Genomic DNA, 25591 nt, shown 5'->3' with positions numbered 1-25591 from the left:
CGCGCACATGTCTGTGCTGCCGACCCGGCCTTTAGGCAGCACAGGGGGCTGACCGGTGAGGCGATGCTCGACGCATCACCCGCGCGTGCCATCTCCCCGTGAGGCAAGTGGCTTCAGCGACAGGCACACGTGCGCACGCCGCGATGTCCGTTCACATTCCGGCGGTCGCATGCTGGACGGTCGCTCCGTACCGTGAACGTAGCCGGAGCGCCGCTCCGGCTACAGAACCATAACGGAGCGGCGCTCCGGTAGTCAACGGAGCACCGCTCCGACCAGCAAGGGCGTGACGGGACACCCGCCACTCGGGCATCGCGCCCGGAGAGCTCCCCCGCTCCCCGCCGCCGCAGAGGTGTAGGGAAGAGCGCGCACCGACGCCTCGCCACGAGACGTCGCGCGAGGGGCGGCCGTGGGGTGTCGGCGCACGCCCTACCGGCACCTCCCCAGCCGCGTGGTGAAACGCCCCCGGAGACCCGCACCGCTCTCCGGGGGCGCAGCCCCGTCGCCAAGTGGGCAGATATAGATGGCTTTCCGCCATATTCGTGCGGCCTCACTGGCATATGCCTTCCCACAGGCACTCCCAACGGGTTCACTGACAGTGACTCGAGGTGACGCGGCCGCACGTCCGGCTCGCCGACCCTTCTCCGAGAAGGGGCCGCAATGAGCAAGATCGTCCTGCCTGCGCTCCACATGCCCTTCAGGAGCGCGGGCTGCAACCCGCGCATGGAGCTCACCCGTGAGGCCGTCTGGCGCTGGGCGGCGGAGAACGGCCTCGCGCTCTCCCCCGCCGCCCGGAGCAGGATGCTCCGGGCCCGGCCGGAACTCTGGACCTCGCTCGTCTTCCCCGATGCCTCGCAGGAGCATCTCGACCTCTTCTGCCAATGGCTCTTCTGGATGCTCCTGGTCGACGACGAGTTCGACGACGGAATCGCGGGCCGTGACCCCCGCCTGTGCGAGCGGGTGGTCGCCGGGCTGGTGGGCGTCCTCGACGGCTCCGGGCCGGGCAGCCCCATGGAGTACGCCCTCGGGGACCTGCGGGAGCGCGCCTGCCGGGGCCGGTCCCCGGGCTGGATCCGGCAGTTCCGGCGGGACACCGCCTCCTGGCTCTGGACGTACTACGCCGAGGCCGTCGAACGGGCCGCCGGAAGGGAGCCCGCACGGGCCGACTTCACGGAGCACCGCCGCGACTCCGTGGCCGTGCGGCCCTTCCTGGACCTCCAGGAGATCGCCACCGGGACGGACCTCCCGGAATCGGCGCGCGGCCTGCCGTCCTACCTCACCCTGCGGAACGCGGTCGCCGACCACGCCGGGCTCTGCAACGACATCTGCTCGCTGGAGAAGGAGGCCGTGCTCGGTTACGGGCACAACGCCGTCCTGCTCCTGCGCCGGGACCGGGGCTACACGCTCCAGGAGGCGGTGAACGAGGCGGGCATCCAGCTGTCGCGCATGGCCGAGCGGATACAGCGCGCGGAGAAGGAACTCGCCGCGGAGACCGACGCCGCACGCCTCGCCGCCCCCGTACGCGCGGCGCTGCGGGCCTGCGCCCGGAGCCACCGGCGCCTGGTGCGGGGCAGCTTCGACCACCAGGCGCGCGCCGAGCGCTACACCCGCCCCGATCTCGTGCGGGCCGAGTGGCAGGACTCCCTGTCGCCGCACTTCACCGTCTGACCGCCCGGCCGGCCGAAAGGACCGTAGCTCCGGTGCCATCGTGATGAGGTCGAGTCCGTAGAGCCCGATCCGTGTGCGGCCGATGCGCGAGGATCATGCACAGCACCGGCGGGCAGCCGGTCGTCACTTCCGTACTCATCAACGGGGAACCCACGTGCGAGCGAAGCGAAGAATATGGGCCACGGCCGCCGTCACGGCAACGGCCGTGGCGGGCGTGCTGGTGGTGCAGGGCACGGCGGGCATGTCGGGCGAGGCCGGTGACGCCGGAGCGAAGCCGGGCCCGGCGCGGACCGAGGTGCACCACGACGCCCTGAAGGTCTCGGCGGACGGGGAGAGCGCCTCCCTGCGCCGGGACGGCACGAAGCGGTTCAGCATGCTGGGCGTCACCTGGACCGATCCGTCGGCCGAGATGACGGGAACGGTGCAGGCGCGCACGCGGTCGGTGTCGACCGGCGACTGGACCTCCTGGCTGCCGGTCGACACCGAGGTCGACGGGCCCACGGAAGCCGGCCGCCCCGGGGTCCGCGGCACGACCGAGCCCCGGTGGGTCGGCCCCTCCGACGGTGTGGAGGTCCGTGTGTCCGCCGGGAGGGGCCGGACCGAGGGACTCCCCGACGGCCTGCGGCTGGACACCGTCGATCCCGGCGGGCCGTCCGGGACGGCGGAGCCGGCAGCCTTCACGGCCGACTCCACCGACGAGCCGTCGGCGGACCCGTCGGACGAGCCGTCGTCACCGAGCCCCTCCCCCTCCGGCGTGGACCCGTCGCAGGACGCCACCACCGGCCCCACGACACAGGCGCCCGAGCCGAGCGCCCCCGTGGACCCGTCCACGAGTACGGACCCCGGGCCGGCCCCCTCCCCTTCGTCCCAGTCACCCTCGGCCACCCCCGGACCGACCGCGACGCTCCCGCCGCCCCTGCCGTCGACCGCGCCCAAGCCCCCGATCGTCACCCGGGCCGGCTGGAGCGCGGACGAGACGCTCAACGACGAGTCACCCGACTACATGGACACGGTCAAGGCCGTATTCGTGCACCACACCGCGCAGACGAACGACTACTCCTGCGCCGACTCGGCGGCGATCGTCCGCGGTCTGCACGCGTTCCACGTCCGGTCGAACGGCTGGAAGGACCTCGGCTACAACTTCCTGGTCGACAAGTGCGGCACGGTCTTCGAAGGCCGCAAGGGCGGTGCCGACCGCGCCGTGATGGGCGCGCACACCTACGGATTCAACCGCGAGACCGCGGGTATCGCCGTCATCGGCCTGTACACCGACTCCTCGGCGGCCACCGCCGCGACGGCGGCAGTCGCCCGAGTCGCTGCCTGGAAGCTCGGCCAGTACGGCGTCAGCCCGTCGGGGACGACCACTCTGACCGCGGGTGCGGACGGCACCGGCTACAGCGGAAGGAAGTTCACCGCGCAGACGGCCTACACGTTCGACCGGATCTCCGGGCACCGCGACGGCTTCAACACCGAGTGCCCCGGCACCCGGCTCTACGCTCAACTGCCCACGATCCGCGGCTACGCGGCCGGCCCGGTCGCCGGCCTGGCCGTCAAGTCCGTGACCGGCGGGGTCCTTTCCGGCGCCGCGTACCACGCGAAGGCCGACATCACCGTCGGCTGGTCGGCGAGCACCCCCGCCGTGTTCGTGGGGAAGTACGAGCTGCTGGTGGACGGCAAGCCCGCCGCCACCGCCCCGGGCACCGCCACGTCGGCCAAGGCGGCGCTGACCGCGGGCAGTCACACGGTGCAGGTACGCGCCACCCACGTGTCGGGGAAGACCTCGGTCTCCGCGACGGCCACCGTCATCGCCGACCGGACGGCTCCGGCGTTCTCCACGAAGCCCGTCCTGTCGCTGCGCGGCGGCACGGTGAACACGACGGCCGTCCCCGTCACCCTGAAGTGGAAGGCCACCGACGCGGTACAGCTCAGGGACGTGGCCCTGACCGCTCCCCTTGCCAGGACCTACGGTCCGACGGTCACCTCGGCGTCGCACACGGCGAAGTCGGGTGCGGCCACCACATGGCGCATGACCGCGTACGACCGTGCGGGCAACGGCGGCGCGTCCTCGGTCGTCGGCACACCGGTGATCCTTCAGGAGTCGTCGGCGAAGAAGAGCGGTACCTGGACCACGAAGTCGTCGTCGAGCTATCTCGGCGGCAGGTCCTACTCGAGCGGAACCAGGAACGCCTCGCTGACGTGGACCTTCACCGGCCGCTCGGTCGCCTGGGTGGTGTCCCGGGCCTCGACCTCGGGACAGGCGTACGTGTACGTCGACGGCGTCAAGGCGGCGACGGTGGACCTGAAGTCCTCCACCACCGCCTACCGGCAGGCGATCTGGACGAAGTCCTGGTCCGCCTCCGCCGCGCACACGGTCAGGGTCGTGGTGGTGGGCACGAAGGGCCGGCCCACCCTCACCACCGACGGCCTGGTCTACCTCAAGTAGCGCCGCCGCCGCACCGGACCGGCAGCCGCCGGTCCGGTGCGGTCAGGCCTTGTTCTGCGAGGCCCAGAACTCGTCGAACGTGAGCTCGCCGTCACCGTTGGTGTCGTGCGCGTTGATGACGGCCTGGGCCACGGTCTCGGTGACGTAGGGGTCACCGAGCTGCGCCATGGCGCTCTTGTACTCGGCGGCCGTGATGCTGCCGTCGCTGTTCTGGTCGAAGCGCTCGAATGCCGTGCGTGCCGACTCGATGTCCGCCACTGTTCCGCCCCTTCGTTAAGCGTTGCTGACGGAGTTCAGATTATCCGGCAGCGGGGGCGGGCCGTCCCGGGGGCGGCCGTCAGCGGAAGACCCCGGTGTGGCCGAGCGAGTAGCGGCCGGGCTGCGGGTAGACGGCCAGTCCGTGCGGCCCGCTGCCGACCGGGATCCTGGCCAGTTCCTTCCCGCTCGCGGTGTCGATGGCGTACACCTCGGCGTCGTAGCGTCCGGAGAGCCAGAGCACCTTGCCGTCCGCGGAGACGCCGCCCATGTCGGGGCTGCCCCCGCCGGGCAGGTGCCACTTCTTGGTGAGCTCGTTCTTCGCGAAGTCGAAGACCGAGACGGAGCCCTCGCCGCGGTTGGTGATGTACATCTCCCGCGAGTCGCGGCTGACGTAGAGCCCGTGGGCTCCCCTGCCCGTCGGCAGCAGCTTCGGGACGGCGAACGTCCTGCCGTCGAGCACCCACATGCCGTGCGACATCATGTCGGCGATGTAGAAGGTCTTCCCGTCCGGGGAGAGCTTCACGTCCTGCGGCATGGCCCCCTGCCGGGGCAGCTTCTGCTGTCCGACGATCTTCATCTTCTCCGTGTCGACCTTGAGGAGGTCCCCGGAGAACTCGCAGGAGACGATGAAGTACCGCCCGTCCGCCGAGAAGTCCGCGTGGTTGACGCCCGCGCAGTCGACCGGCAGCGCCTTGGCCGTCTTCATCGTGTGCGGGTCGCGGAAGACCAGTTCGCGGTCCATGGACGCCATGACCACGGCGTACTTGCCGTTCGGCGTGAAGTAGAGGTTGTACGGGTCCGAGACGTCGAGCGTCCTCCCGGTCTTCCCGGTCGCGGGGTCGATGGCGGTGAGGCTGTCACCCAGATCGTTGTTCACCCAGAGCGTCTTGAGGTCCCAGGACGGCACGACGTGCTGGGGCTGGTTGCCGACGGGGATCGTCTCGATCACCTTGTACGTCGCCGGGTCGATCACCGAGACCGTGTTGGAGTTCGTGTTGGGCACGTACACCCGGGACGGGAAGTCCTTGACGGCCGCTGCGAGCTTCCCGGGCCGGTCCGCCGCGTAGACGTCCGCGGGGTCGAGCACCGGCGGCATCCCGGGCAGCCCCGGAGGCGCCGCCGCCCTGTCGGGCGGCGCGGCGGCCTCGGTGCGCGGGGCGGCGGACCGGGCATGGTCGGAGGGGGCTGCGCAGGCGGCGAGTGCGGCGACCAGCAGGGCCGCGGCGGCGATGGTACGCGGGGAGGGAGGCATCAGGTCAACAGCTCCGTGGTCGTCACCGCGCGCAGTTGGCGCCGGTCGATTTCGGTGAGGAGGAGGGGCAGGGCGGCGATGGTGTCGCGGTAGCCGAAGTGCAGGCTCACCACGGAACCGTTGCGGAGTTCCCCGGCGACCTTGCGGGTGACGGCCGGGACTCCGGGCGAGGTGAAGTCGAGGGAGTCCACGTCGTAGGACAGGACGTGCGGGTATCCCGCCCGGCGGGCGAGGTCCCGCACCAGGGGGGTCGCCCACTGCGCGCGAGAGGGCCTGAACCAGGTGCCGATGGAGCCGGTGAGCCTGCGCAGGCGCTGCGCGCAGCCGGTGATCTCGGCGTAGGCCCTGGTCTCGTCCATCGCGTTGATGTCGAGGTGGCTCTGGGTGTGGTTGCCGAGGTCGTGGCCGCCGTCGAGGATCCGCCGCGCCATGCCGGGGTGCTCGTCGAGCCAGCTGCCGACGGCCAGGACCGTGACCCGGGCCCCGGCCCGCTCGGCCTCGGCGAGGACGGCGCGGGCGAGGACGGGGTCGCCCTGGCCGTGGAAGGTGAGGGCGACGCGCGGGCGGTCGCGGGGGCCGTGGGCAATCTCGGCCGGCTGCCCGGGGAAGCGGCGCGGGGCGGCGGCCGGGCGCACGGCGCCGTGCGCCTTGTCCGCCGGGCGGGCGCGGGGCCCGTCCGAGGTGGCGGCCGGCCGCGAGGGGGTCTCCCGCGCACATCCCGCGGCGGTGGTACCCGCCAGGAGTGCCGCGGAGGCGGCGCGCAGCGCGTCGCGGCGGGGCACCGGTGTCCTGCGACCGTCCATGGCCGTCCACCTCGCGGGTCGGTTCGGGTGCTGATCTTCCCGAGACACCCACACGTTAAGGCGGAACCGACGGATTGTTCGGCTGGACGCTTTCAGAAGGTCATCGATGAATCACGCACCGAAGGCGACGAAAGTGTGAAGAAAACCAGGCGAGTGACCGAACACACCTGTGATTCAGAAGCGAAACATACACTTCTATGCCGTAATGCCCTTTTTGCCTCTTTGGCCCCGGGGTCGCCCGTCTGCCATAGTCGGACGGACGACCTCCTCCGACCCGAGCCAGGTCCCGCGAGCGGCCGTGGACACACCCCCCATTCCACGGCCCCCTCAGAAGCCCCCGACGTGCCGCACCCCGGCCGCCCCGGGGGTTTCTGCGTGTCAGCGGTCGACGGTGCGCATCTCGAACCAGGTGGTCTTCCCGCGCGGCAGGAGGTCCACACCCCAGCGGTCCGAGAGCTTGTCCACGAGGAAGAGCCCCCGCCCGCTCACGTCCATCTCACGGACGGGCATCAGGCACGGCAGGCCGCGCGACGGGTCGCGCACCTCGATCCGGACCCAGCCGCGGCGGCGGAGCATGCGTAACCCGAAAACCCGCGCACCGGTATGCCGTACCGCGTTGCCCACCAGCTCGGAGACCAGTAGCACACCGTGTTCGACGGTCTGCGGCGGAAGCTGCCACTGACGCTGCATCACGCACGACGTGATGCGCCGGGCGGTCGCGGCGGACTCCGGACGGGAGGGCAGCACCACCTCACCGTCCGTCGGATTCCCGAACAACTCCAGCGCCTTGAACGCCTGTTCGTCATCGACGGCAGCCGTCCAGCGCGCCGCGGTCGCACTGCTGCGCGGTCGCGGCTGCTCCACACCCTCCCAGCCCGCCATGCCCCCATCATGGCCGCACAGAACGCTCTCCGTGACCGTTCCGACGGAATCCCTTTCCCGGAACCAGTCATTCCGGGTTGGTTCTCCGGCATATGCCAGAGGCAGTACGGACGCCTCCGCAGCCACTTCCACCTGGGCGGACGCGGGAGAGCGGGGTAATTGCACGGGCGTCCGGAGCGCTGGACCTTAAGGCTCTCTTAAGGTCCAGCTAATCCGCCCACACGGATGAACGCACGTCACTCTGTACGCAACTGACTTTCGGTCAGAGGAACTTGGCCTTGCCCGGCCCCTCCTCGACGAAGCTGCGCATGCCCCGCTCCCGGTCCTCCGTGGCGAACAGACCGGCGAACCAGTTCCGCTCGATCGTGAGGCCGGTGTCGATGTCCGTCTCCAGCCCCGCGTCCACGGACTCCTTCGCGGCCCGCAGCGCCAGCGCGGGCCCCTGGGCCAGCCGGGCGGCCCAGGCCCTGGCCTGCTCGTAGACCTCGGCCGCGGGCACCACCCGGTCCACCAGACCGATCGCCAGGGCCTCCTCGGCCCTCACCTGACGGCCGGTGAAGATCAGGTCCTTGGCCCGCGAGGGCCCCACCAGCCGGGCCAGTCGCTGCGTACCGCCGGCGCCGGGGATCAGCCCGAGCAGGATCTCCGGCTGGCCGAGCTTGGCGTTGTCCGCGGCGATCCGGAAGTCGGCGCAGAGCGCGAGCTCGCAGCCGCCGCCCAGGGCGTAGCCGGTGACCGCGGCGACGACGGGCTTGGGGATGCGCGCCACGGCGGTGAAGGACTCCTGCAGGGCCCTGGAGCGCACGACCATGGCCGCGTGGTCCATCGCCTGCATCTCCTTGATGTCCGCTCCGGCGGCGAACACCTTCTCGCCGCCGTAGAGGATGACGGCCCGCACGTCGTCGCGCCGGGCCGCCTCCTCCGCGAGCTCGCGCAGCCGGTCCTGGACGGCCACGTCCAGGGCGTTCATCGGCGGGCGGTCCAGCCGGATCGTGCCGACGTTGTCGCTCACTTCAAGGGTTACGGTCATGGGAAGCAGGTTAACCGTCGCTAACGCGAGCGGACCCGGTGCCGTTGGTCACAGCACCGGGCCCGCTTCGCATCCGCCGCGCGGGGGACTTACCCGGTCCACTCCGCCCAGTCCATGTTCCAGCCGTTGAGGCCGTTGTCCGGCTGGATCACCTTGTCCTTGGAGTTCTTCACGATCACGACGTCGCCGATCAGCGAGTTGTCGAAGAGCCACGCGGCGGGTGTCTTGCTGTCCCACGCGCCGCGCACGTCCCGCAGCCCGACACAGCCGTGACTGGTGTTGGTCGAGCCGAAGATGCCCGACCCTCCCCAGTAGTTGCCGTGGATGAAGGTGCCCGAGGTCGACAGGCGCATCGCGTGCGGGACGTCCTTGATGTCGTACTCACCGCCGAAGCCGACGGTGTCGCCGTTCATCCGGGTCACCTTGAGCTTCTCGCTGATGACCATCTGCCCGTTGTACGTGGTCGTCGCCGGGGCGCCCGCGGAGATCGGGATGTCCTTGATCTGCTTGCCGTCCCGGACCACCTTCATCCGGTGCGAGCGCGCGTCGACCGTGGAGACCTGGCTGCGGCCGATGGTGAACTCCACCGTCTTGGCCTGCTTGCCGTAGACCCCGGGCCGGCCCTCGACGCCGTCCAGGTCGAGCCGCACGGTCACCTTCGTGCCCGCCGCCCAGTACTTCTCGGGGCGGAAGTCGAGGCGGTCGTTGCCGAACCAGTGCGGTTCGACCGCCACGGCCGGCTCCGCCGTGACGCTGATGGCCTTCTCGACGGCCTCGGGGGCGGTGATGCCCCGCGTGAAGTGGATCGACACCGGCATCCCGACGCCGACGGTCGACCCGTCCTCGGGGGTGTACTGGCCGATGAAGGTGTTCTGCGGGACCAGCGTCGTGAAGGTGGTGTCCTTCGCCGACTGGCGGCCCTTGGCGTCCTTGGCGACCGCGTGCACCGTGTACTTGGTGGCGGCGGCCAGATGACGGTCCGGCACCCAGCTCAGCCCGTCGGCGGCTATCCTGCCGCCGACCTCCTTGCCCTTGGGGCCGGCGACCTTCACCGTGCTCAGCTTGCCCTGGGCGGCCGAGACCTTCAGCGCACCGCTGGTCGCGACGTCGTCGGCACCGTCCTTGGGCGCGATGGTCACCACCGCCTGCGAGGCGCTGGTGTCGTCCACCCGGGCACCCGCTCCCTTGCCGTCGGCCGTGCCGGTGCTCCCGTTCCCACCGCACGCGGTGGCCAGCAGCAGCGCGCCCAGTACCAGCGGGAGGAGGACGGGGGCCCCGCGCCCGCGCCGTCCTCCGCCCGCGCCGGATCCTGCCCCCGATATCGGCTGCCCGTTCATTGTGGTCGTCTCCCCTCGCACGGCCCTGGCCCCGCCATGGCCCGCACCCCCGCGCGCTGTTCATGCACGCCAGACGCCAGATAATCACACGGCGTGTAAGGAGAAGTCCCCCGGGATGTCACCGTTCGGTCCCAAGTGGCCCTGCGGCGGCGCCCGGTGGTCCCGGAGAGCTGTTCTCCGGGACCTTCGCAGGTCGGACCGGGGTCAGCGCAGCGCGGAGCCCGCCTTCCACCGGGCCCAGTCGAGGTTCCAGCCGCCGAGGCCGTTGTCCGGTGCGACGGTCCGGTCGGCGGAGTTGACGACCTCGACCACGTCGCCGACGAGCGTGCGCTCGAAGAACCATCCGGCGGGGGTGTCGGAACCGCCGCCCTTCACGTCACGCAGCCCGATGCAGCCGTGGCTGGTGTTCTCCGAGCCGAAGATGTCGGGGTCCTCCCAGTAGTTGCCGTGCAGGAAGGTGCCCGACTTCGTCAGACGGATCGCGTGGGGCACGTCCTTGATGTCGTACTCGCCGCCGAAACCGACGGTGTCGCCGTTCATCCGGGTCACGTCGTGCAGTTCGGAGACGACCATCTTCCCGTTGTAGGTGGTCGTCTTCTCGGCGCCCGCCGTGATCGGCACGGCGCTGACGAGCTCGCCGTCGCGGCGCACCTCCATGGTGTGCTCGCCGACGTCCACCACGGACGTCTGGGAACGGCCCACCCGGAAGGTCACCTTCTTGCGCTGGCTGCCGTACACGCCGGGAGCCCCTTCGACGTCCCGCAGGCCGACGTCGACGGTGACCTCGGTGCCGGGCTGCCAGTAGCCCGCCGGGCGGAAGTCGAGCCGGTTCTTCCCGAACCAGTGGCCGGCCACCTCGACCTCGGGTTCCGTGGTGATCCGGATGGCCCTCTCGACGGCGGCCCGGTCGGTGATCTGCCGGCTGAAGTCGAAGGACACGATCATCCCGGTGCCGACGGTGGACCGGTTCTCCGGCTTGAAGTAGCCGATGAAGCGGTCCTTGGGGACCAGCGTGGTGAAGGTCGTGCTGCGGGCGGAGCGGTGGCCGTCCCCGTCGACCGCGACCGCCTCGACGCTGTACTTCCCGGCGAGCCCGAGCCGGTGGCCGTCGTCCCGGGGAGCCCAGGAGCGGCCGTCGCCCGCGATCCGGCCGGGCACCTCCTGCTGCTCCGCGTCCTCGATCCGGGTGACCCTGACCCGTTCGAGGCGGCCGTCGGGGACCGTCACCTCCAGCGGGCTGTCGGCGCCGACGTCCGCGGCGCCGTCCTTGGGGACGATCCGGATGGCGTCCCCGGGTGAGCGGTCGTCACCGAAGATCGACGACGTGCCGCTGCAGCCGGTCAGTACGGCCAGCACGGTGAACAGTCCTGCCCATGTCAGCACGGCGGTCGAACCCGCCCGTGCTCTCTTCGCTACGTGGTTCACGCTCCCCCAACGACAGGGGTCGTCCGGGGGAAACGTGAGTGCGGGCCCCCCGGTGGGCAGAACAAGGGGTGAGGACACCATCAGGAAGGCCGCCGCCGGGACGCCGCGGACTCCTTCTGCGGGTGGCCGCTCCGACGAGCCGCAGGAGGCTGAGAGGTGTCGAGCACAGCCGAGCAGGAGGAAACGCCGCGTACCTCCGGGAGGGTCGTGGCGACCGGACCGGTCCCCGGGAACGGTCCGGACGAACCACCCGTATGGCCGGGTGCCCCTATGCCGTTGGGGGCACGCTTCCGGGTCGGACCCGACGGTGTGGCGGGCACCAACTTCGCCCTCTGGGCCGGCGGCGCCGAAGCCGTCGAGCTCTGCCTCTTCGACGAGCGGGGACACGAGATCCGGCTGCCCCTGACCGAGCTGACCCACGAGATCTGGCACGGCTTCGTCCCCGGGGTGCGGCCGGGACAGCGCTACGGCTACCGGGTGCACGGACGGTGGGACCCCTGGACCGGAGCCCGCTGGAACGCGGCGAAGCTGCTCCTCGACCCGTACGCCCGCGCGGTGGACGGGTCGTTCACCCTGCCGCCCGAGGTCTACGGCCATGTGCGGGACTGGCCCGAGCAGCACGTCGCCGACACCGTGCGCGACGACCGGGACTCCGCGCCCTTCGTACCCAAGGCGGTCGTGGTCCACGACGACGACGACTGGGCCGAGGACCGCCGCCCGAAGACACCGTGGGCGGACTCGGTGATCTACGAACTGCACGTACGGGGCTTCACCAAGCTGCACCCCGGTATCCCGCCCGAGCTGCGCGGCACCTACGCCGGTCTCGCGCACCCCGCGGCCATCGGCCACCTCAGACGGCTCGGGGTCACCGCCGTCGAGCTGCTCCCGGTGCACCAGTTCGCCCACGAGGACCACCTGCTGCGGCGCGGACTGCACAACTACTGGGGCTACAACTCGATCGGCTACTTCGCCCCGCACGCCGGCTACGCGGCGAGCGGCACCGGCGGCCAGCAGGTCGGCGAGTTCAAGCAGATGGTGCGCGCCCTGCACGACGCCGGGATCGAGGTCATCCTCGACGTGGTCTACAACCACACGGCGGAGGCCGGGGAGCTCGGTCCCATGCTGTCCCTGCGCGGCATCGACAACCGCGGCTACTACCGCCTCTCCCAGGACGCACGCCGTTACGCGGACTACACGGGCTGCGGCAACACCCTGCACGTGGTGCAGCCGCAGGTGCTCCGCCTGATCACCGACTCCCTGCGCTACTGGGTGACGGAGATGGGCGTCGACGGCTTCCGCTTCGACCTGGCGGCGGCGCTCGCCCGCTCGATGCACGACGTGGACATGCTCTCCCCGTTCCTCGCGGTGATCGCCCAGGACCCGGTGCTCCGCCGGGTCAAGCTGATCGCCGAGCCGTGGGACGTCGGGAACGGCGGCTACCAGGTGGGCGCGTTCCCCCCTCTGTGGACCGAGTGGAACGACCGCTACCGGGACGCCGTACGGGACTTCTGGCGTGGCGCGCTGCCCGACGTACGGGACATCGGCTACCGCCTCACCGGGTCGAGCGATCTGTACGCCTGGGGAGGCAGGCGCCCGTACGCCTCCGTCAACTTCGTCACCGCGCACGACGGTTTCACCCTGCGCGACCTGGTCAGCTACGAACAGAAGCACAACGAGGCCAACGGCGAGGGCAACCGCGACGGAACGAACGACAACCGCTCCTGGAACGGCGGCGTCGAGGGCGAGACCGAGGACCCCGAGGTCAACGCCCTGCGCCGCGGGCAGTTGCGCAACCTCCTGACCACGCTCCTCCTGTCGACCGGGGTGCCCATGCTCGTCGCCGGGGACGAGATGGGGCGCACCCAGGGCGGCAACAACAACGCCTACTGCCAGGACAACGAGGTCAGCTGGGTGGACTGGTCCCTGCTGGAGCGGCCCGAGTGGCGCCAGCTGACGGAGCTGACGGCCCGGGTGCTGTCGCTGCGCCACCGGCATCCGGTGCTGCGGCGCCGCGCCTTCTTCGCCGGGACGCCCCAGGCCCCGGACGGACTGCGGGACCTGGCGTGGTTCACCTCACGGGGCGAGGAGATGACCGCGGCCGACTGGTACGCGCCGGCGGCGACGCTCGGTCTCTATCTGTCCGGGCGCGACATCCCGGGCCGCGACGCCCGCGGCGGGCAGATCACCGACGACAGCTTCCTGGCCGTCCTGCACGCCGGCCACCTCCCGTGCGACTTCCGGCTCCCGGGGCCGCCGTGGGCGCAGGCCTACGAACTGGTCCTGGACACCTCGCGCGAGGAGCAGTCCACGGCCCCCGGGACGCTGCACACCGGCGGCGCCGTGCTCACCGTTCCGGGGAGGTCGGTGCTGCTGCTGCGGGTGGCGGAGTGAGGAGGACTCAGCCGAGGATGCCGCGCTCGTAGGCGACGGCGACCGCCGCGGCGCGGTCCTTCGCACCGAGTTTGGCGAAGACGTGGGCGAGGTGGGTCTTCACGGTGGCCTCGCTGATGAACAGCTCGGCCGCGATCGCCCGGTTGGACGTCCCCCGGGCGACGAGGCCGAGCACCTCGCGCTCCCGCGCGGACAACGCGTCGTGGCCGGGCGCCGGGGTGCGTACCCGTGAGACGAGGCGTGAGGCGACGGCGGGCGACAGGACGGTGCGGCCGTCGGCGGCGGCGCGTACGGCGGTGAAGAGCTCGTCGCGGGGCGCGTCCTTGAGCAGGTAACCGGTCGCGCCCGCCTCGATGGCGGGGATGGTGTCGGAGTCCGTGTCGTAGGTGGTGAGGACGAGCACCCGGGACCGGACACCCAGGCGCGTCAGCTCCGCGATGGCCGCCACACCCCCGCCGCCCGGCATGCGCAGGTCCATCAGCACGACGTCCGGGTCCGCACTGCGGACCAGACCGACGGCGGTCACTCCGTCGGCGGCCTCGCCGAGCACCTCGAAGCCGGGTGCGGAGGTGAACACGGAGCGCAGGCCGTCCCGTACGACGGGATGGTCGTCGACGAGAACGAGGGTGATGGTGCGCGAGGCGTCCGGGGCAGGGGTCATGCCGCGTGACCCTACTGACCCTCAGGCGCGCCGGACCAGCGGCACCCTCGCGGAGACCGCGGTGCCGAGGCCGGGCTCGGCCTCCACCGTGACGGAGCCCGCGACGCGTTCCGCGCGGGCCCTCATCCCGCCGAGGCCGAAGCCGCCCGTGCCGCCGCGTGGAGGCGGCTCCGCGGGGTCGAAGCCGCGGCCGTCGTCGCGTACGTCCAGGGTGATCTCGCCGTCCATGTACGAGAGGGTGACACCGGCTCGGGTCGCCGAGGCGTGCCGGGCGGTGTTGGCGAGGCACTCCTCGGCGATGCGCAGCAGGGTGGCACCGACCTCGTCGTGAAGCGGTTCGACGGTGCCCGTGACGGTGAACTCCGCGTGCACTCCGCTGCGTTCGGACCAGTCCGCGACCGTCTTGCCCAGCGCTCCCGGCAGGTCGTCGTGCTCCAGGGCGGCGGGCACCAGGCCGTGCACCGAGCGACGGGCCTCGCCGAGGCTCCGCCGTGCGAGCCCCGCCGCCCGGTCGAGGTGCTCGCGGGCCAGGGCGGGGCCGTCGGCGGAGGTGGCTGCCTGGAGTTGCGTGATGATCCCCGCCAGGCCCTGGGCGAGGGTGTCGTGGATCTCGGCGGCCAGCCTGCGCCGCTCGTCGGACACCCCCGCTTCCCGGGCCTGGACGAGAAGTTGGGCGTGCAGCCCGGCGTTCTCCTCCATGGCCCGCGCGAGACGGGTGTTGGCGCGCTCCAGTTCGGCGATCGTGCCGGCCTGGTGCCTGGTCCTCTCCGCCTCCCGCTCGCCCAGGTTGCCGAAGAGGAGTGCCTGCGAGGCGTGCAGGACGAACAGTGCGCCGAAGGCCGCCCAGTTCGTGAGCGAGGCGGGCGGCATCCCGCCTCCGGACTGCGAACCGGCCATGGTGGCGGCGGTGCAGAGCAGCCCGGCGCGCACGAGGCGTTTCGGCAGCAGTTCCCCCGCGTCGAAGTAGCCCACGATGGCGTAGACGGAGAAGAACGGGTTGCACCAGCAGAGGGCGAAGGCGGTCAGCGTCCGCAGGGCGTAGTAGACCTGTGCGGCGGCCGGCCGTGCGGGCGCCGTCCGCCTGGCGCGGCCCCACCACACCTGGAGCGCACAGGCCGCGGCGGCGAGCAGCCCCGCCGCGGACCTCTCCGCCCCGGACATCCCGACGAGGCCCGAGGACAGCGCGGCCATCAGGACGGCGATGCCGAGCAGTGTGTACGGGCCGTAGCGGTAGAACTGTTCCCAGCGCTGCTCGACCGTCGTGCCGCCGCTCATCGTCCGCCCCCGGCTCGTGCCCGTCTGGACACCGAGTCTCCCCCGCCCGGCACCCGCCTCACTCCCAGCGGAAGAACCGGGCCGAAACCGCTCCCAGTGCGGCCGTCCACGCCACGACGACCACGAGGTGCGTCCAGTCGGGCCAACTCCCCGTGGCCGCCTGGTCGAGCGCCTGGGAGGCCGCGCCGAAGGGAGTGAACTCGACGGTGCGGCGCAGCAGGTCCGGCATGGCCTGGACGGGGACCCAGACCCCGGCGGTGAACATCGTCAGCAGGTAGGCCACCGAACCGGCGGCGGCCGCGGCTTTGGACGTCCGTGACAGTGCGCAGATGGTGGCGCCGAGCGCGAGGACGCAGGCGACGGCCAGGAGGAGGGCGACCAGGTAGCCGGCGGCCTGTTCCGGCAGCCGTACGCCGAAGGCGGCGCGTCCCACGGCCACGACGAGGGCGGCCGAACCGAGCGCGGCCGCGCCGTGCAGCACGATCTGGGTGGTGAGCAGTGCCGACGGCCGGACCGGTGTGGCGGACATGCGGCGCAGGACGCCCCGTTCGCGGTAGCCGGTGAGGACGGGCGGCATGGCCTGGAGACCGGCCATGATCATGGCGAGCAGGACGGCCACCGGCACGTACAGGTCGATGACGCTGCGCCCCCCGAGTGCGTCGTCGTCCTCCCGGAAGGAGGGGATGAGGCCGAGGATCGTCAGGAGGGCCGAGGGGAAGGCCAGGATCCAGAACAGGCTGCCCGGCTCGCGCAGGAAGAGACGGGTCTCCGCCCGGAGGACGGCGACGAGCGGGCCTGTCGTCCGGAGGCCGGATTCCGTGCCGGCGGTGGTGGAGGTCATCTCAGGTGTCCTTTCCGGTGAGGCCGAGAAAGGCGTCGTCCAGGCCGGTCTCCGTGACGCGGAGCCCACGGGCGGTGATGCGGTGCCGGACCAGCAGCGAGATCACCGCGTCCGCGGTGTCGTCGGTGCCGTGGATCACGACCCGTCCGTCCTGCCGCCCGACGGAGACGGACGCCGCCCCGGGCAGCCGTGCGAGTTCCCCGCTGTCCGGAAGGGGCTCGGAGGGCGTGAAGGAGATGACCGTCGAAGCGGCCGAACCGCCGATCAGGCCGGCGGGGGTGTCGAGCGCGACGAGCCGGCCCCCGTCGATGACCGCGACCCGGTCGCAGAGCCGCTGGGCCTCCTCCATGAAGTGGGTGACCAGCACGACGGTCACGCCCCGGTCGCGGATCTCCTCGATGAGCCGCCAGGTGTCCCGCCGGGCCCGCGGGTCGAGGCCGGTGGTCAGCTCGTCCAGCACGACCACCCTCGGGTCGCCGATGAGCGCGAGCGCGATGAACAGGCGCTGCTTCTGGCCGCCCGACAGCCGGCGGAACCTGTGGTCCAGGTGGTCTTCCAGCCCCAGCCGTCCCGCGAGCGCGTGCCGGTCGGCGGGCTGCCGGTAGAAGGCGCTGTGGAGTTCCAGCGCCTCCCGGACGGTCAGTTCGGGCTGGAGTTCGCTCTCCTGGAGCTGGGCGCCGAGCAGGCGGGTGATCTCGTGACGGTCGGCGGCGGGGTCCAGGCCCGCGACCCTGACCGTGCCGGCGTCGGGCACCCGCAGCCCCTCGACACATTCGACGGTGGTGGTCTTGCCCGCCCCGTTGGGACCGAGGATGCCGAAGATCTCCCCCTCCTCGACGGTGAAGCCCACGCCGTGGACCACTCGGCGTCCCCCGTAGGCCTTGTCCAGCCCGTGCACTTCGATGATCGCCATACCCGCTAGGGTTCCGGAGCCCGGGCGGCGCCGGTATCCGCCGACGGGCTCCGGACCGCATCGGCCGATCGGCTGATACGGCGCTGCGGCCCGGCCGGCGTGACCCGAAAACCAGGTGAGTGATGTCAGTGGTGAACCTTAGGCTCACTCCTGATGCCCGAAAAACCTGCAGAGCCCACGGACCGGTCCGCCGTGCGCTCCCTCCTGCGCCTGTGGCCCTACGTCCGGCCGGTGCGTACGCGCTGGCTCGGTGCCGCGCTCGTGGCCGTTGTGGCCTCCTCCCTCACCCTGGTCATCCCCCTCGTACTGAAGTGGATGGTGGACGGCCCGGTAGCGCGGCGCGACCCCGGCGGGGTGTGGCTGGGGGCGCTCTGGCTGCTGCTGCTGGGCATCCTGGAGGCAGGACTGTTCGGGCTGCGCCGGTGGCTCGTGGCCCGGCCGCTGGCGAGCGTGGAGGCGTCGATGCGCGCCGACCTCTACCGCCACCTGCAGCGCCTGCCCGTGGCGTTCCACGACCGCTGGCCCTCGGGTCAGCTCCTCTCCCGCGGCACCACGGACCTGATGCTCATGCGGATGTTCCTGGCCTTCCCGCTGACCTTCCTGCTGGTGAACGGGACCACGATCCTGGTCGGTTTCGTCATCCTGTTCGCCCAGGACTGGTCTCTGGGACTGGTCCTGCTGGTGCCCGCGGTGCCGTTGATGATCCTGTGCTCCCTCTTCGAGACGAAGTACGCGCTGGTGGCCCGCAAGGCCCAGGACCAGGTCGGTGACCTCACGACGGTCGTCGAGGAGAGCGTGCTCGGCATCCGGATCGTCAAGGGCTTCGGCCGGAACCGCAGCCAGGCACTGGCCTTCCGCACGCTCGCCCTGCGGCTGCGCGGTACCGAGCTGGGCAAGGCGCGGCTCCTCGCCGGGATCTGGGCGCTCGTCACCGCCATCCCCGAGCTGGCCATCGGGGCGGCGCTGGTGCTCGGCACGGTGCAGGTGGCGGACGGCGCGTTGTCGGCGGGGACGCTGGTGGCCTTCCTGTCGACCGCCCTCGCGTTGCGCTGGCCCGTCGAGTCGATCGGGTTCCTGCTGGCGATGAGCCAGGAGTCGGCCACCGCCGCCGACCGCTTCTTCGAGGTGATGGACGTCGCCGAGGAACCCCAGCCCGAGGGGCCGGGCGGCCCTGCGGGGAAGGCGGGTGCGGGCGAGGCGGGCATCGTCTTCGAGGGCGTGGAGTTCCGCTACCCCGACGCCGGTCCCGGCTCCCCGCCGGTGCTCGCCCGGATCGACCTGCGGGTCCGTCCCGGCGAGACGATGGCCCTGGTCGGCGCGACGGGTTCCGGCAAGACGACGCTGACGGCCCTCGTCCCCCGGCTGCACGACGTGACCGCCGGCCGGATCCTGCTGGACGGCGAGGACATCGCCCTGATGGAGCGTCCCAGGCTGCGCGAGCTGGTGTCGGTGGCCTTCGAGGAGCCGACCCTCTTCTCGGCCACGGTCGCGGAGAACGTGCTGATGGGTGCGGAGGGAGCGGGCGAGGAGGACCTGCGCCGTGCCCTGTCCGTCGCGCAGGCGGGCTTCGTCGACGACCTCCCGCAGGGCGCCGGCACCCAGGTCGGGGAGCAGGGGCTGAGCCTCTCCGGCGGTCAGCGTCAGCGCCTCGCGCTGGCCCGCGCCGTGGTCGGCGGGCCCCGGTTCCTCGTGCTCGACGATCCCCTGTCGGCGCTGGACGTGCACACGGAAGCCCTGGTGGAGGCGGCTCTGCGGCGCGTTCTGGCGGATACGACGGCCGTGGTCGTCGCGCACCGCCCGTCCACCGTGATGCTCGCGGACCGGGTGGCGCTCCTGTCGGAGGGCCGGATCACCGCCGTGGGCACCCATCAGGAACTCCTGCGGACCAGCTCCGAGTACGCCTGGCTGATGGCCGGTGCCCATGACGGCGCCGGTGTCCTCGTGCCCGAGGAGGGCGGCACCCGATGAGCAGTACGACAGCCGACGGTCCCGCCCTGGCCGGCGACGACCTGCCCGACGGGGGACCCGGGCCGGCGCGCCCGGAGGACGACGCCTTCGAGGGCGACTCCCTCCCCACGCCCAGGGGCGCGACCCGGGCACTGCTGATGTCCCTGCTCGGCCCGATGCGGGCCAGGGTGGTGGTGGCCTCCCTCCTGCTGCTGGTCCAGCAGGCGGCCGTACAGGCGGGGCCGCTGCTGGTGGCGTACGCGATCGACAGCGGCGTGCCGGCGTTCCGGGACCACGACTACGGGCCGCTGGCCGCCGTCGGCGCCGGGTACGCGCTGTGTTCGCTGGCCGGCGGGATCATGCAGTACGCCTTCATCCGGGCGGCCGCGCGGATCAACCAGGACGTGCTGCTGGACCTGCGCGGCCGGATCTTCCGCCACGCCCAGGCGCTGAGTGTGGACTTCCACGAGCGCTACACCTCGGGCCGGCTGATCTCCCGGTCGACGACGGACGTGGAGTCCCTGCGCGAACTGCTCAGCGAGGGGCTCCAGGAACTGATCGGCGTGATCCTGTCGTTCGTGTCGATCTCGCTGCTGCTCTTCTGGCTCGATCTCGGCATCGGGGCCATCGCGGTGGCCTCCTTCGCTCCCCTGTACCTGCTGGTGCGGAGCTACCGCCGGCGGGCCGCCGATGCCTACTCGGCCCGCTCGTCGGCGATGGCCGGGGTCATCGTGAAGTTCGCCGAGACGATGAACGGGATCCGTCCCGTGCAGGCCTTCCGCCGGGAGCGCGCCAACGACCAGGACTTCGCGGTGCTCAACCACCGCCACGAACGTACGAACGGCGACGCCCTGCTGGAGATGGCCCGTTACGTCGTCGGGTCCCGGCTGGTCGCCAACACGGCGGTGGCCGGCATGGTGCTGTGGGGTGCCTACCGTGTGGCGTCGGGCACGCTGGCCCTCGGCGTGCTGGCGGCCGCCGTGCTCTATCTCCGCAGGCTCTACGACCCGATCGACCGGCTCGCGATGTTCCTCAACTCCTACCAGTCGGCGGCCGCCTCGCTGGAGAAGATCGCCGGCCTGCTGGCCCAGACGCCCTCCGTCCCGGAACCGCTCGCGCCGAAGGCGCTGCCGCCCTCGGCCGGCGAGCACCCGGGACGTGAGGTCACCTTCGACGGGGTGCGGTTCGCGTACCGGACGGGCGGCGAGGTCCTGCCCCGCTTCGCCCTGACGATCCCGGCGGGCCAGACGGTGGCGGTGGTCGGTTCGACGGGCGCGGGCAAGTCGACGCTGGCCAAGCTGCTGGCGCGCTTCTACGACCCGACGGAGGGACGGGTGCTGCTCGACGGGACGGATCTGCGCGATCTGGCCACCGGCGAACTGCGGCGGGGCGTGGTGATGGTGACCCAGGAGGCGTTCCTGTTCTCCGGGACGATCGCCGAGAACATCGCGATCGGCCGTCCGGACGCGACGCCCGAGGAGATCGAGCACGCGGCCAAGGCGATCGGGGCGCACGACTTCATCAGCGCCCTGCCCGACGGCTACGCCACCGACGTACGCAAGCGCGGTGGCCGCATCTCCGCGGGGCAGCGGCAACTGGTCGGCTTCGCACGGGCGTTGCTGGCGGATCCGGCGGTGCTGATCCTGGACGAGGCGACGAGTTCGCTCGACGTGCCCGGCGAGCGGGCGGTGCAGCGTGCGATGGACACCGTGCTGCACGGGCGCACCGCCGTGGTGATCGCCCACCGGCTGTCGACGGTGGAGATCGCCGACCGCGTGCTGGTGATGGAGCGGGGGTGCGTGGTCGAGGACGGAGCCCCGGCGGATCTCATCGCGGGGACCGGCCGGTTCGCGGGGCTGCACCGCGCGTGGCGCGAGAGCCTGGCGTGACGCGTGTGACGCGAGTGGTCGCCGCGCGGCGGCACCCGTCACTCGCACCACGCGGTTCCGTCCATCCGGACGGCGTCTCGCCCGGTGCCTGCGGCTCCTTCTGAACGGCCGTTCGGGGCGGCGTGGAACTGGCCACAGTTCCACGCCGCCCCGACTCCGTTTCCGCACCTCCGGCGGGCGTTCCTGTTCGAACGGCGCGGATTCGAACGAAATCTCAAGTCCTCCCGCCGTTTCCGGCCCCCCGGTGCTCCGGCAGCCCCCGTAGAGCACCGGGATGACACAGGGCGAAACGTCCGCTTAACGAACACGGCACTTCCGGCAACGGACGACTTCCGGCCATTGTATTGACGCGGTCCTGACACGCACCGGTTTCTGCTGGCACTCTTCCCCCGTTCCACGCACCGCCTGCTCTGCCGGTCGGCTCACCCAGTCGGCCGTGACCCCCCTCGCAGAAGGAGTCCGCGTGAGACCCACGCCCAGCCGTCGTGCCACCGCGACCGGCGCTCTGATAGCCGCAGCAGCCCTCCTCGCCGTAGGAATGCAGGGCGGTGCCGCAACGGCCGCCCCGGAAGGCGCGACCGCGGCCCCGGCCGCCGCCGTGAAGGGCGCCGACCCCGGCGCGCTGCCCGCGAAGCTCTCCCCCGCCCAGCGGGCCGAACTGCTCCGGGAGGCCAACTCCACCAAGGCGGCCACCGCCAAGGAGCTCGGCCTCGGGTCGACGGAGAAGCTCGTGGTACGGGATGTCGTCAAGGACGTCGACGGCACCACCCACACCCGCTACGAGCGCACGCTCGACGGGCTCCCGGTCCTCGGCGGCGACCTCGTCGTGGCCGAGTCGAAGGCGGGGAGGACCGAGGGCGTCACCAAGGCGTCGAAGGCGACCGGAGCGCAGCTGAAGGCCGTCGGCACCGCGGCGGACGTCGCGCCGGCCGCCGCCGAGAAGCAGGCCCTGACCGCCGCCAGGGCGGACGGCTCGAAGAGCACCGAGGCGAGCAAGGCCCCGCGCAAGGTCGTCTGGGCGGCGAACGGCACCCCGCAGCTCGCGTACGAGACCGTGGTCGGAGGTCTCCAGCACGACGGCACGCCGAACGAGCTGCACGTCATCACCGACGCCTCGTCGGGCGCCAAGCTGTTCGAGTGGCAGGCCATCGAGAACGGCACGGGCAACACGCAGTACAGCGGCACGGTCACGCTGGGCACCTCGGGCTCCGGCAGCTCGTACAACCTGACGGACAGCGCGCGCGGCAGCCACAAGACGTACAACCTGAACCGCGGCACGTCCGGCACCGGGACCCTGTTCTCCGGCCCCGACGACGTCTGGGGCAACGGCAGTGCGTCCAACACGGAGACCGCCGGGGCCGACGCGCACTACGGCGCCGCGGAGACGTGGGACTTCTACAAGAACGTGATGGGCCGCACCGGCATCCGGGGTGACGGAGTCGGCGCGTACTCGCGCGTGCACTACGGCAACAACTACGTCAACGCCTTCTGGTCCGACAGCTGCTTCTGCATGACGTACGGCGACGGCAGCGGCAACGCCGCACCCCTGACCTCGCTGGACGTGGCGGCCCACGAGATGACGCACGGCGTCACCTCCAACACCGCGGGTCTCAACTACAGCGGCGAGTCGGGCGGCCTCAACGAGGCCACGTCGGACATCTTCGCGGCGGGTGTGGAGTTCTACTCCAACACCTCGACGGACCCGGGCGACTACCTCGTCGGCGAGAAGATCGACATCAACGGCGACGGCACGCCGCTGCGTTACATGGACAAGCCGAGCAAGGACGGGGCGTCCAAGGACTCCTGGTACTCCGGCCTCGGCTCGATCGACGTCCACTACTCCTCGGGCCCGGCCAACCACTTCTTCTACCTGCTGTCCGAGGGCAGCGGCGCGAAGACCGTGAACGGGGTGAGCTACAACTCCCCGACGTCGGACGGCCTTCCGGTGACCGGCATCGGCCGGGACAAGGCGCTGCAGATCTGGTTCAAGGCGCTCACCACGAAGTTCACCTCCACCACGAACTACGCCGCGGCCCGCACGGGCACGCTGGCGGTGGCGACCGAGCTGTACGGCGCCTCCAGCGCCGAGTACACCGCGGTGGCCAACGCCTGGGCCGGCATCGCCGTGGGCTCGCGCCCCGGCGGCGGCGACCCCGACCCGGGTGGCAAGGTCTTCCAGAACACGACAGTGAAGGCCCTCGCCGACCGCAGCACCACCAACATCCCGGTCGTCGTCACCGGCCTCACCGGCAACGCGCCGAGCACCCTGTCGGTGGCGGTCAACATCACGCACACCTACCGCGGTGACCTCGTCCTCGACCTGGTGGCCCCGGACGGCACGGCGTACCGGCTGAAGAACTCCTCGTCCAGCGACTCCGCTGACAACGTGGTGGCGACCTACACGGTCAACGCCTCGTCCGAGGCGGCCAACGGCACCTGGAACCTCAGGATCCAGGACGCCTACTCCGGCGACACCGGCACCTTCAACAGCGTCAAGCTGACCTTCTGACGCACTGCCCGGGGACGCCTGGCCAGGCGTCCCCGGGACGGCGCGAAGGACAGGGGACGGCCCGGGGAAGCTCGCTTCCCCCGGGCCGTCCCGCGTTCAGTCGGGGATGTTCTGCTCGGCCCAGACCACCTTGCCGGTCGCCGTACGGCACGAACCCCAGCTCCGGCACAGCAGGTTGATGAGCTGGAGTCCCCGGCCGCCCTCGTCGCTGACGTCGGCGTGCTGGATCTGCGGCAGGTCGGGACCGGTGTCGGCGAGCTCCACCACGAGCCGTTCGTCGCGCAGCAGCCTGAGCCGGCCGGGCCCGCCGCCGTAGCGCAGGGCGTTGCCGACGAGCTCGCTGACGACCAGCTCCGTCACGTCCGCGAGTTCGCCGAGACCCCACAGGGCGAGCTGCTCGGTGACGAGCTTGCGGGCCGTGGAGGCGGGGTTCCCCTCGGTCGGCAGGTCCCACTCCCGCAGCCGCACGTCGGCGGGCAGCTCGTGGCCCCCCGCGACGAGCAGCACCGCTTCGTCGAAGCGGCCGTCGTCCGGCCGGGGGCAGGTCAACGGCTTCCCGGAATCCAGGAGTTCGGGTGGCATCGTGGCGACGGACGTCCGGAGCGTCTCCAGCTGCACGTCCACGTCGTCGGTCCGCGTCTTGATCAGCCCGTCGGTGTACAGGACCAGCCGCGCGCCGACCGGCCCGCGCAGCCGCAGCGGGTCGTACGGGATGACGCCCGCCCCCAGCGGCGCCCCGACCGGTACGTCGACGTAGCGGGCGGTGCCGCCGGCGTCGACCAGCAGCGGCGGCGGATGCCCGGCGCTCGCGATCGTGTAGCTGGAGTCCGCCGGGTCGTACACCGCGCACAGGCAGGTGGCGACCTGGTCGTCCTCCAGGTCGCGGGTGGCGAGGTCGAGCCGGGCCAGCACCCGGTCGGGCGCGATGTCCAGCGTCATGAGGGTGCGGGCGACGGTCCGCAGCCGGCCCATGGTGGCGGCGGCGGGCAGACCGTGGCCGGTGACGTCACCGACGACCAGCGCCGTGCGGCCCCCGGGCAGCGCCACCACGTCGTACCAGTCGCCGCCCACCCCGTGCGCGTCGACGGCGGGGGCGTAGTGGGCGTGCACCCGCAGCCCCGGTGTGCGGGGGGTGGCGCGCGGCAGCAGGGAACGCTGGAGGGAGACGACGTGCTCGCGCTCCCGCCCGTAGAGCCGCGCGTTGTCTATGAAGACGGCCGCCATGGAAGCCAGCTGACCCGCCAGGTCCAGGTCCGCGCGGTTGAAGGGCGGGCTGTCCCCGGCGCGCACGAAGTCCGCGGATCCCAGCAGGACGCCGCGCGCGGTCAGGGGCACGGCCATGTAGCTGTGGACGCCCTGGCGCCGCATGGCCACCGCGGCGCTCGCGGTGGGGGTGACGCGCTCGTAGTCCCGCGGAGTCATCCGGCTGACCAGCACGGGCCGGCCGTTGCGCAGGCACTCGGTGGTCAGCAGCGTCTCGCGACGCTCCCTGCGGTCGACGACCTCACCCACGGGCGAGGGTTCGAGCCCCTTCAGCGACTCGATGGCCCGGACCGCCATGGCCCGCGTGACGGGAACCGCGGCGCCGGTGACCCGCTCGCCCTCCTCGCCGCGCAGCACGGACTCCAGCAGGTCGACGGCGGCACCGTCGGCGAGCCTCGGGACGCTGTACGCGGCCAGCTCCTCGGCCGTCCGCTCCAGGTCGAGGCTCGTGCCGATCCGGGTACTCGCCGCGTTGAGCCAGCGCATCCGGACCGCGGAGGTGAAGCGGTCGCCGCGCAGGGCGCCTGGCTCGGACTGGCGGATGTGCAGCAGCCGGGAGACACCCCCCTTCGCGGCCGGCCGACGGGTCAGGCGTCTCGCTCGGCCTCCGCCGCCGTTCACCGTGCTGACCTCCACTCGCGTCCGGGGGAACGCCTCGCTCGTCACGTCGGTGGCTGCTGGGCAGCACCGGCAGGGCTGTCATGTTAGCGAGATCACGGCGAAAAAACCCCTGCCGGTCGTCCCGTGGGACAGCGGGGCACGACGACGGGCCCGGCGCAGCACGCACGCCGGGCCCGTCGCAGCCGC

The 25591-nt window shown here is 71.8% G+C and carries 18 protein-coding genes; 6 read left to right on the top strand and 12 right to left on the bottom strand.

From position 1 onward, the window contains the following. The first annotated feature begins 657 nt into the window (after positions 1–657). Together OHT61_RS22720 and OHT61_RS22715 are read left to right on the top strand one after the other, a co-directional pair. The gene (locus tag OHT61_RS22720; RefSeq protein WP_329040748.1) at positions 658–1665 is read left to right on the top strand and encodes a terpene synthase family protein; all 1008 of its coding nucleotides are present in this window, start codon (positions 658–660) and stop codon (positions 1663–1665) included. Between the two features lie 154 nt (positions 1666–1819). Next, positions 1820–4108 carry a peptidoglycan recognition protein family protein gene (locus OHT61_RS22715; RefSeq protein ID WP_329040747.1) on the top strand — a complete coding sequence of 763 codons (2289 nt, stop codon included), beginning with the start codon at positions 1820–1822 and terminating at the stop codon, positions 4106–4108. Between the two features lie 42 nt (positions 4109–4150). Here the strand turns inward: OHT61_RS22715 and OHT61_RS22710 are convergent, their stop codons facing one another. From OHT61_RS22710 to OHT61_RS22680, 7 genes are all read right to left on the bottom strand, one after another. Then, positions 4151–4366 (bottom strand): EF-hand domain-containing protein, encoded by a 216-nt coding sequence (locus OHT61_RS22710; RefSeq protein WP_329040746.1) that lies wholly within the window; start codon positions 4364–4366, stop codon positions 4151–4153. Positions 4367–4445: 79 nt separating this feature from the next. Next, positions 4446–5618 carry a YncE family protein gene (locus OHT61_RS22705; RefSeq protein ID WP_329040744.1) on the bottom strand — a complete coding sequence of 391 codons (1173 nt, stop codon included), beginning with the start codon at positions 5616–5618 and terminating at the stop codon, positions 4446–4448. Beyond that, positions 5618–6421, bottom strand: a complete 804-nt coding sequence (locus OHT61_RS22700) for a polysaccharide deacetylase family protein (protein WP_329040742.1) — start codon at positions 6419–6421, stop codon at positions 5618–5620. Before OHT61_RS22700 ends, OHT61_RS22705 begins: the two co-directional genes overlap by 1 nt. 378 nt (positions 6422–6799) lie before the next feature. After that, entirely contained in the window at positions 6800–7303 is a 504-nt protein-coding gene (locus OHT61_RS22695) for an ATP-binding protein (protein WP_329040741.1), read from the bottom strand. Between the two features lie 262 nt (positions 7304–7565). Further along, positions 7566–8333 (bottom strand): enoyl-CoA hydratase/isomerase family protein, encoded by a 768-nt coding sequence (locus tag OHT61_RS22690; protein ID WP_329040740.1) that lies wholly within the window; start codon positions 8331–8333, stop codon positions 7566–7568. An 89-nt stretch (positions 8334–8422) separates the two neighbouring features. Then, positions 8423–9670 (bottom strand): L,D-transpeptidase, encoded by a 1248-nt coding sequence (locus OHT61_RS22685; RefSeq protein ID WP_329040739.1) that lies wholly within the window; start codon positions 9668–9670, stop codon positions 8423–8425. A gap of 204 nt (positions 9671–9874) precedes the next feature. Further along, positions 9875–11095, bottom strand: coding sequence for a L,D-transpeptidase (locus OHT61_RS22680; RefSeq protein WP_329040737.1), 1221 nt, complete (start codon positions 11093–11095; stop codon positions 9875–9877). A 270-nt stretch (positions 11096–11365) separates the two neighbouring features. On the opposite strand from OHT61_RS22680, the gene glgX reads away from it, so the two are divergent. Further along, entirely contained in the window at positions 11366–13486 is a 2121-nt protein-coding gene (gene glgX / locus OHT61_RS22675) for a glycogen debranching protein GlgX (protein WP_329040736.1), read from the top strand. A gap of 7 nt (positions 13487–13493) precedes the next feature. Here glgX and OHT61_RS22670 read toward each other — a convergent pair whose 3' ends face one another. Genes OHT61_RS22670 through OHT61_RS22655 form a run of 4 tightly spaced genes read right to left on the bottom strand, consistent with a single transcriptional unit; the run spans position 13494 to position 17176 of the window. Next, the gene (locus OHT61_RS22670; protein WP_329040735.1) at positions 13494–14147 is read right to left on the bottom strand and encodes a response regulator transcription factor; all 654 of its coding nucleotides are present in this window, start codon (positions 14145–14147) and stop codon (positions 13494–13496) included. Positions 14148–14168: 21 nt separating this feature from the next. Then, entirely contained in the window at positions 14169–15422 is a 1254-nt protein-coding gene (locus OHT61_RS22665; protein WP_329040733.1) for a sensor histidine kinase, read from the bottom strand. 58 nt (positions 15423–15480) lie between these two features. Continuing rightward, positions 15481–16263 (bottom strand): ABC transporter permease, encoded by a 783-nt coding sequence (locus tag OHT61_RS22660; protein WP_329040732.1) that lies wholly within the window; start codon positions 16261–16263, stop codon positions 15481–15483. Position 16264: 1 nt separating this feature from the next. Further along, a complete protein-coding gene (locus OHT61_RS22655; protein ID WP_329040731.1) occupies positions 16265–17176 on the bottom strand; it encodes an ABC transporter ATP-binding protein in 912 nt (303 codons plus the stop codon). A 153-nt stretch (positions 17177–17329) separates the two neighbouring features. Between OHT61_RS22655 and OHT61_RS22650 the strand changes: the two genes are divergently transcribed. The 3 genes from OHT61_RS22650 (at position 17330) to OHT61_RS22640 (ending at position 23521) form a co-directional block, all read left to right on the top strand. Then, positions 17330–19144, top strand: coding sequence for an ABC transporter ATP-binding protein (locus tag OHT61_RS22650; protein WP_329040730.1), 1815 nt, complete (start codon positions 17330–17332; stop codon positions 19142–19144). Next, positions 19141–21012 carry an ABC transporter ATP-binding protein gene (locus OHT61_RS22645; RefSeq protein WP_329040728.1) on the top strand — a complete coding sequence of 624 codons (1872 nt, stop codon included), beginning with the start codon at positions 19141–19143 and terminating at the stop codon, positions 21010–21012. The genes OHT61_RS22650 and OHT61_RS22645 overlap by 4 nt, the downstream gene beginning before the upstream one ends. Before the next feature lie 463 nt (positions 21013–21475). Continuing rightward, on the top strand, positions 21476–23521 hold the full coding sequence (locus OHT61_RS22640) for a M4 family metallopeptidase (protein ID WP_329040726.1): 2046 nt from the start codon (positions 21476–21478) through the stop codon (positions 23519–23521). Positions 23522–23617: 96 nt separating this feature from the next. On the opposite strand, the gene OHT61_RS22635 is transcribed toward OHT61_RS22640, so the two are convergent. Continuing rightward, a complete protein-coding gene (locus OHT61_RS22635; protein ID WP_443049623.1) occupies positions 23618–25405 on the bottom strand; it encodes a SpoIIE family protein phosphatase in 1788 nt (595 codons plus the stop codon). Positions 25406–25591 lie beyond the last annotated feature (186 nt).

This window comes from Streptomyces sp. NBC_00178 (genome assembly GCF_036206005.1).
Classification (GTDB): domain Bacteria; phylum Actinomycetota; class Actinomycetes; order Streptomycetales; family Streptomycetaceae; genus Streptomyces.
The sequence above is the reverse complement of the archived record's forward strand: the minus strand, read 5'-3'. Positions and strand labels throughout refer to the sequence as shown.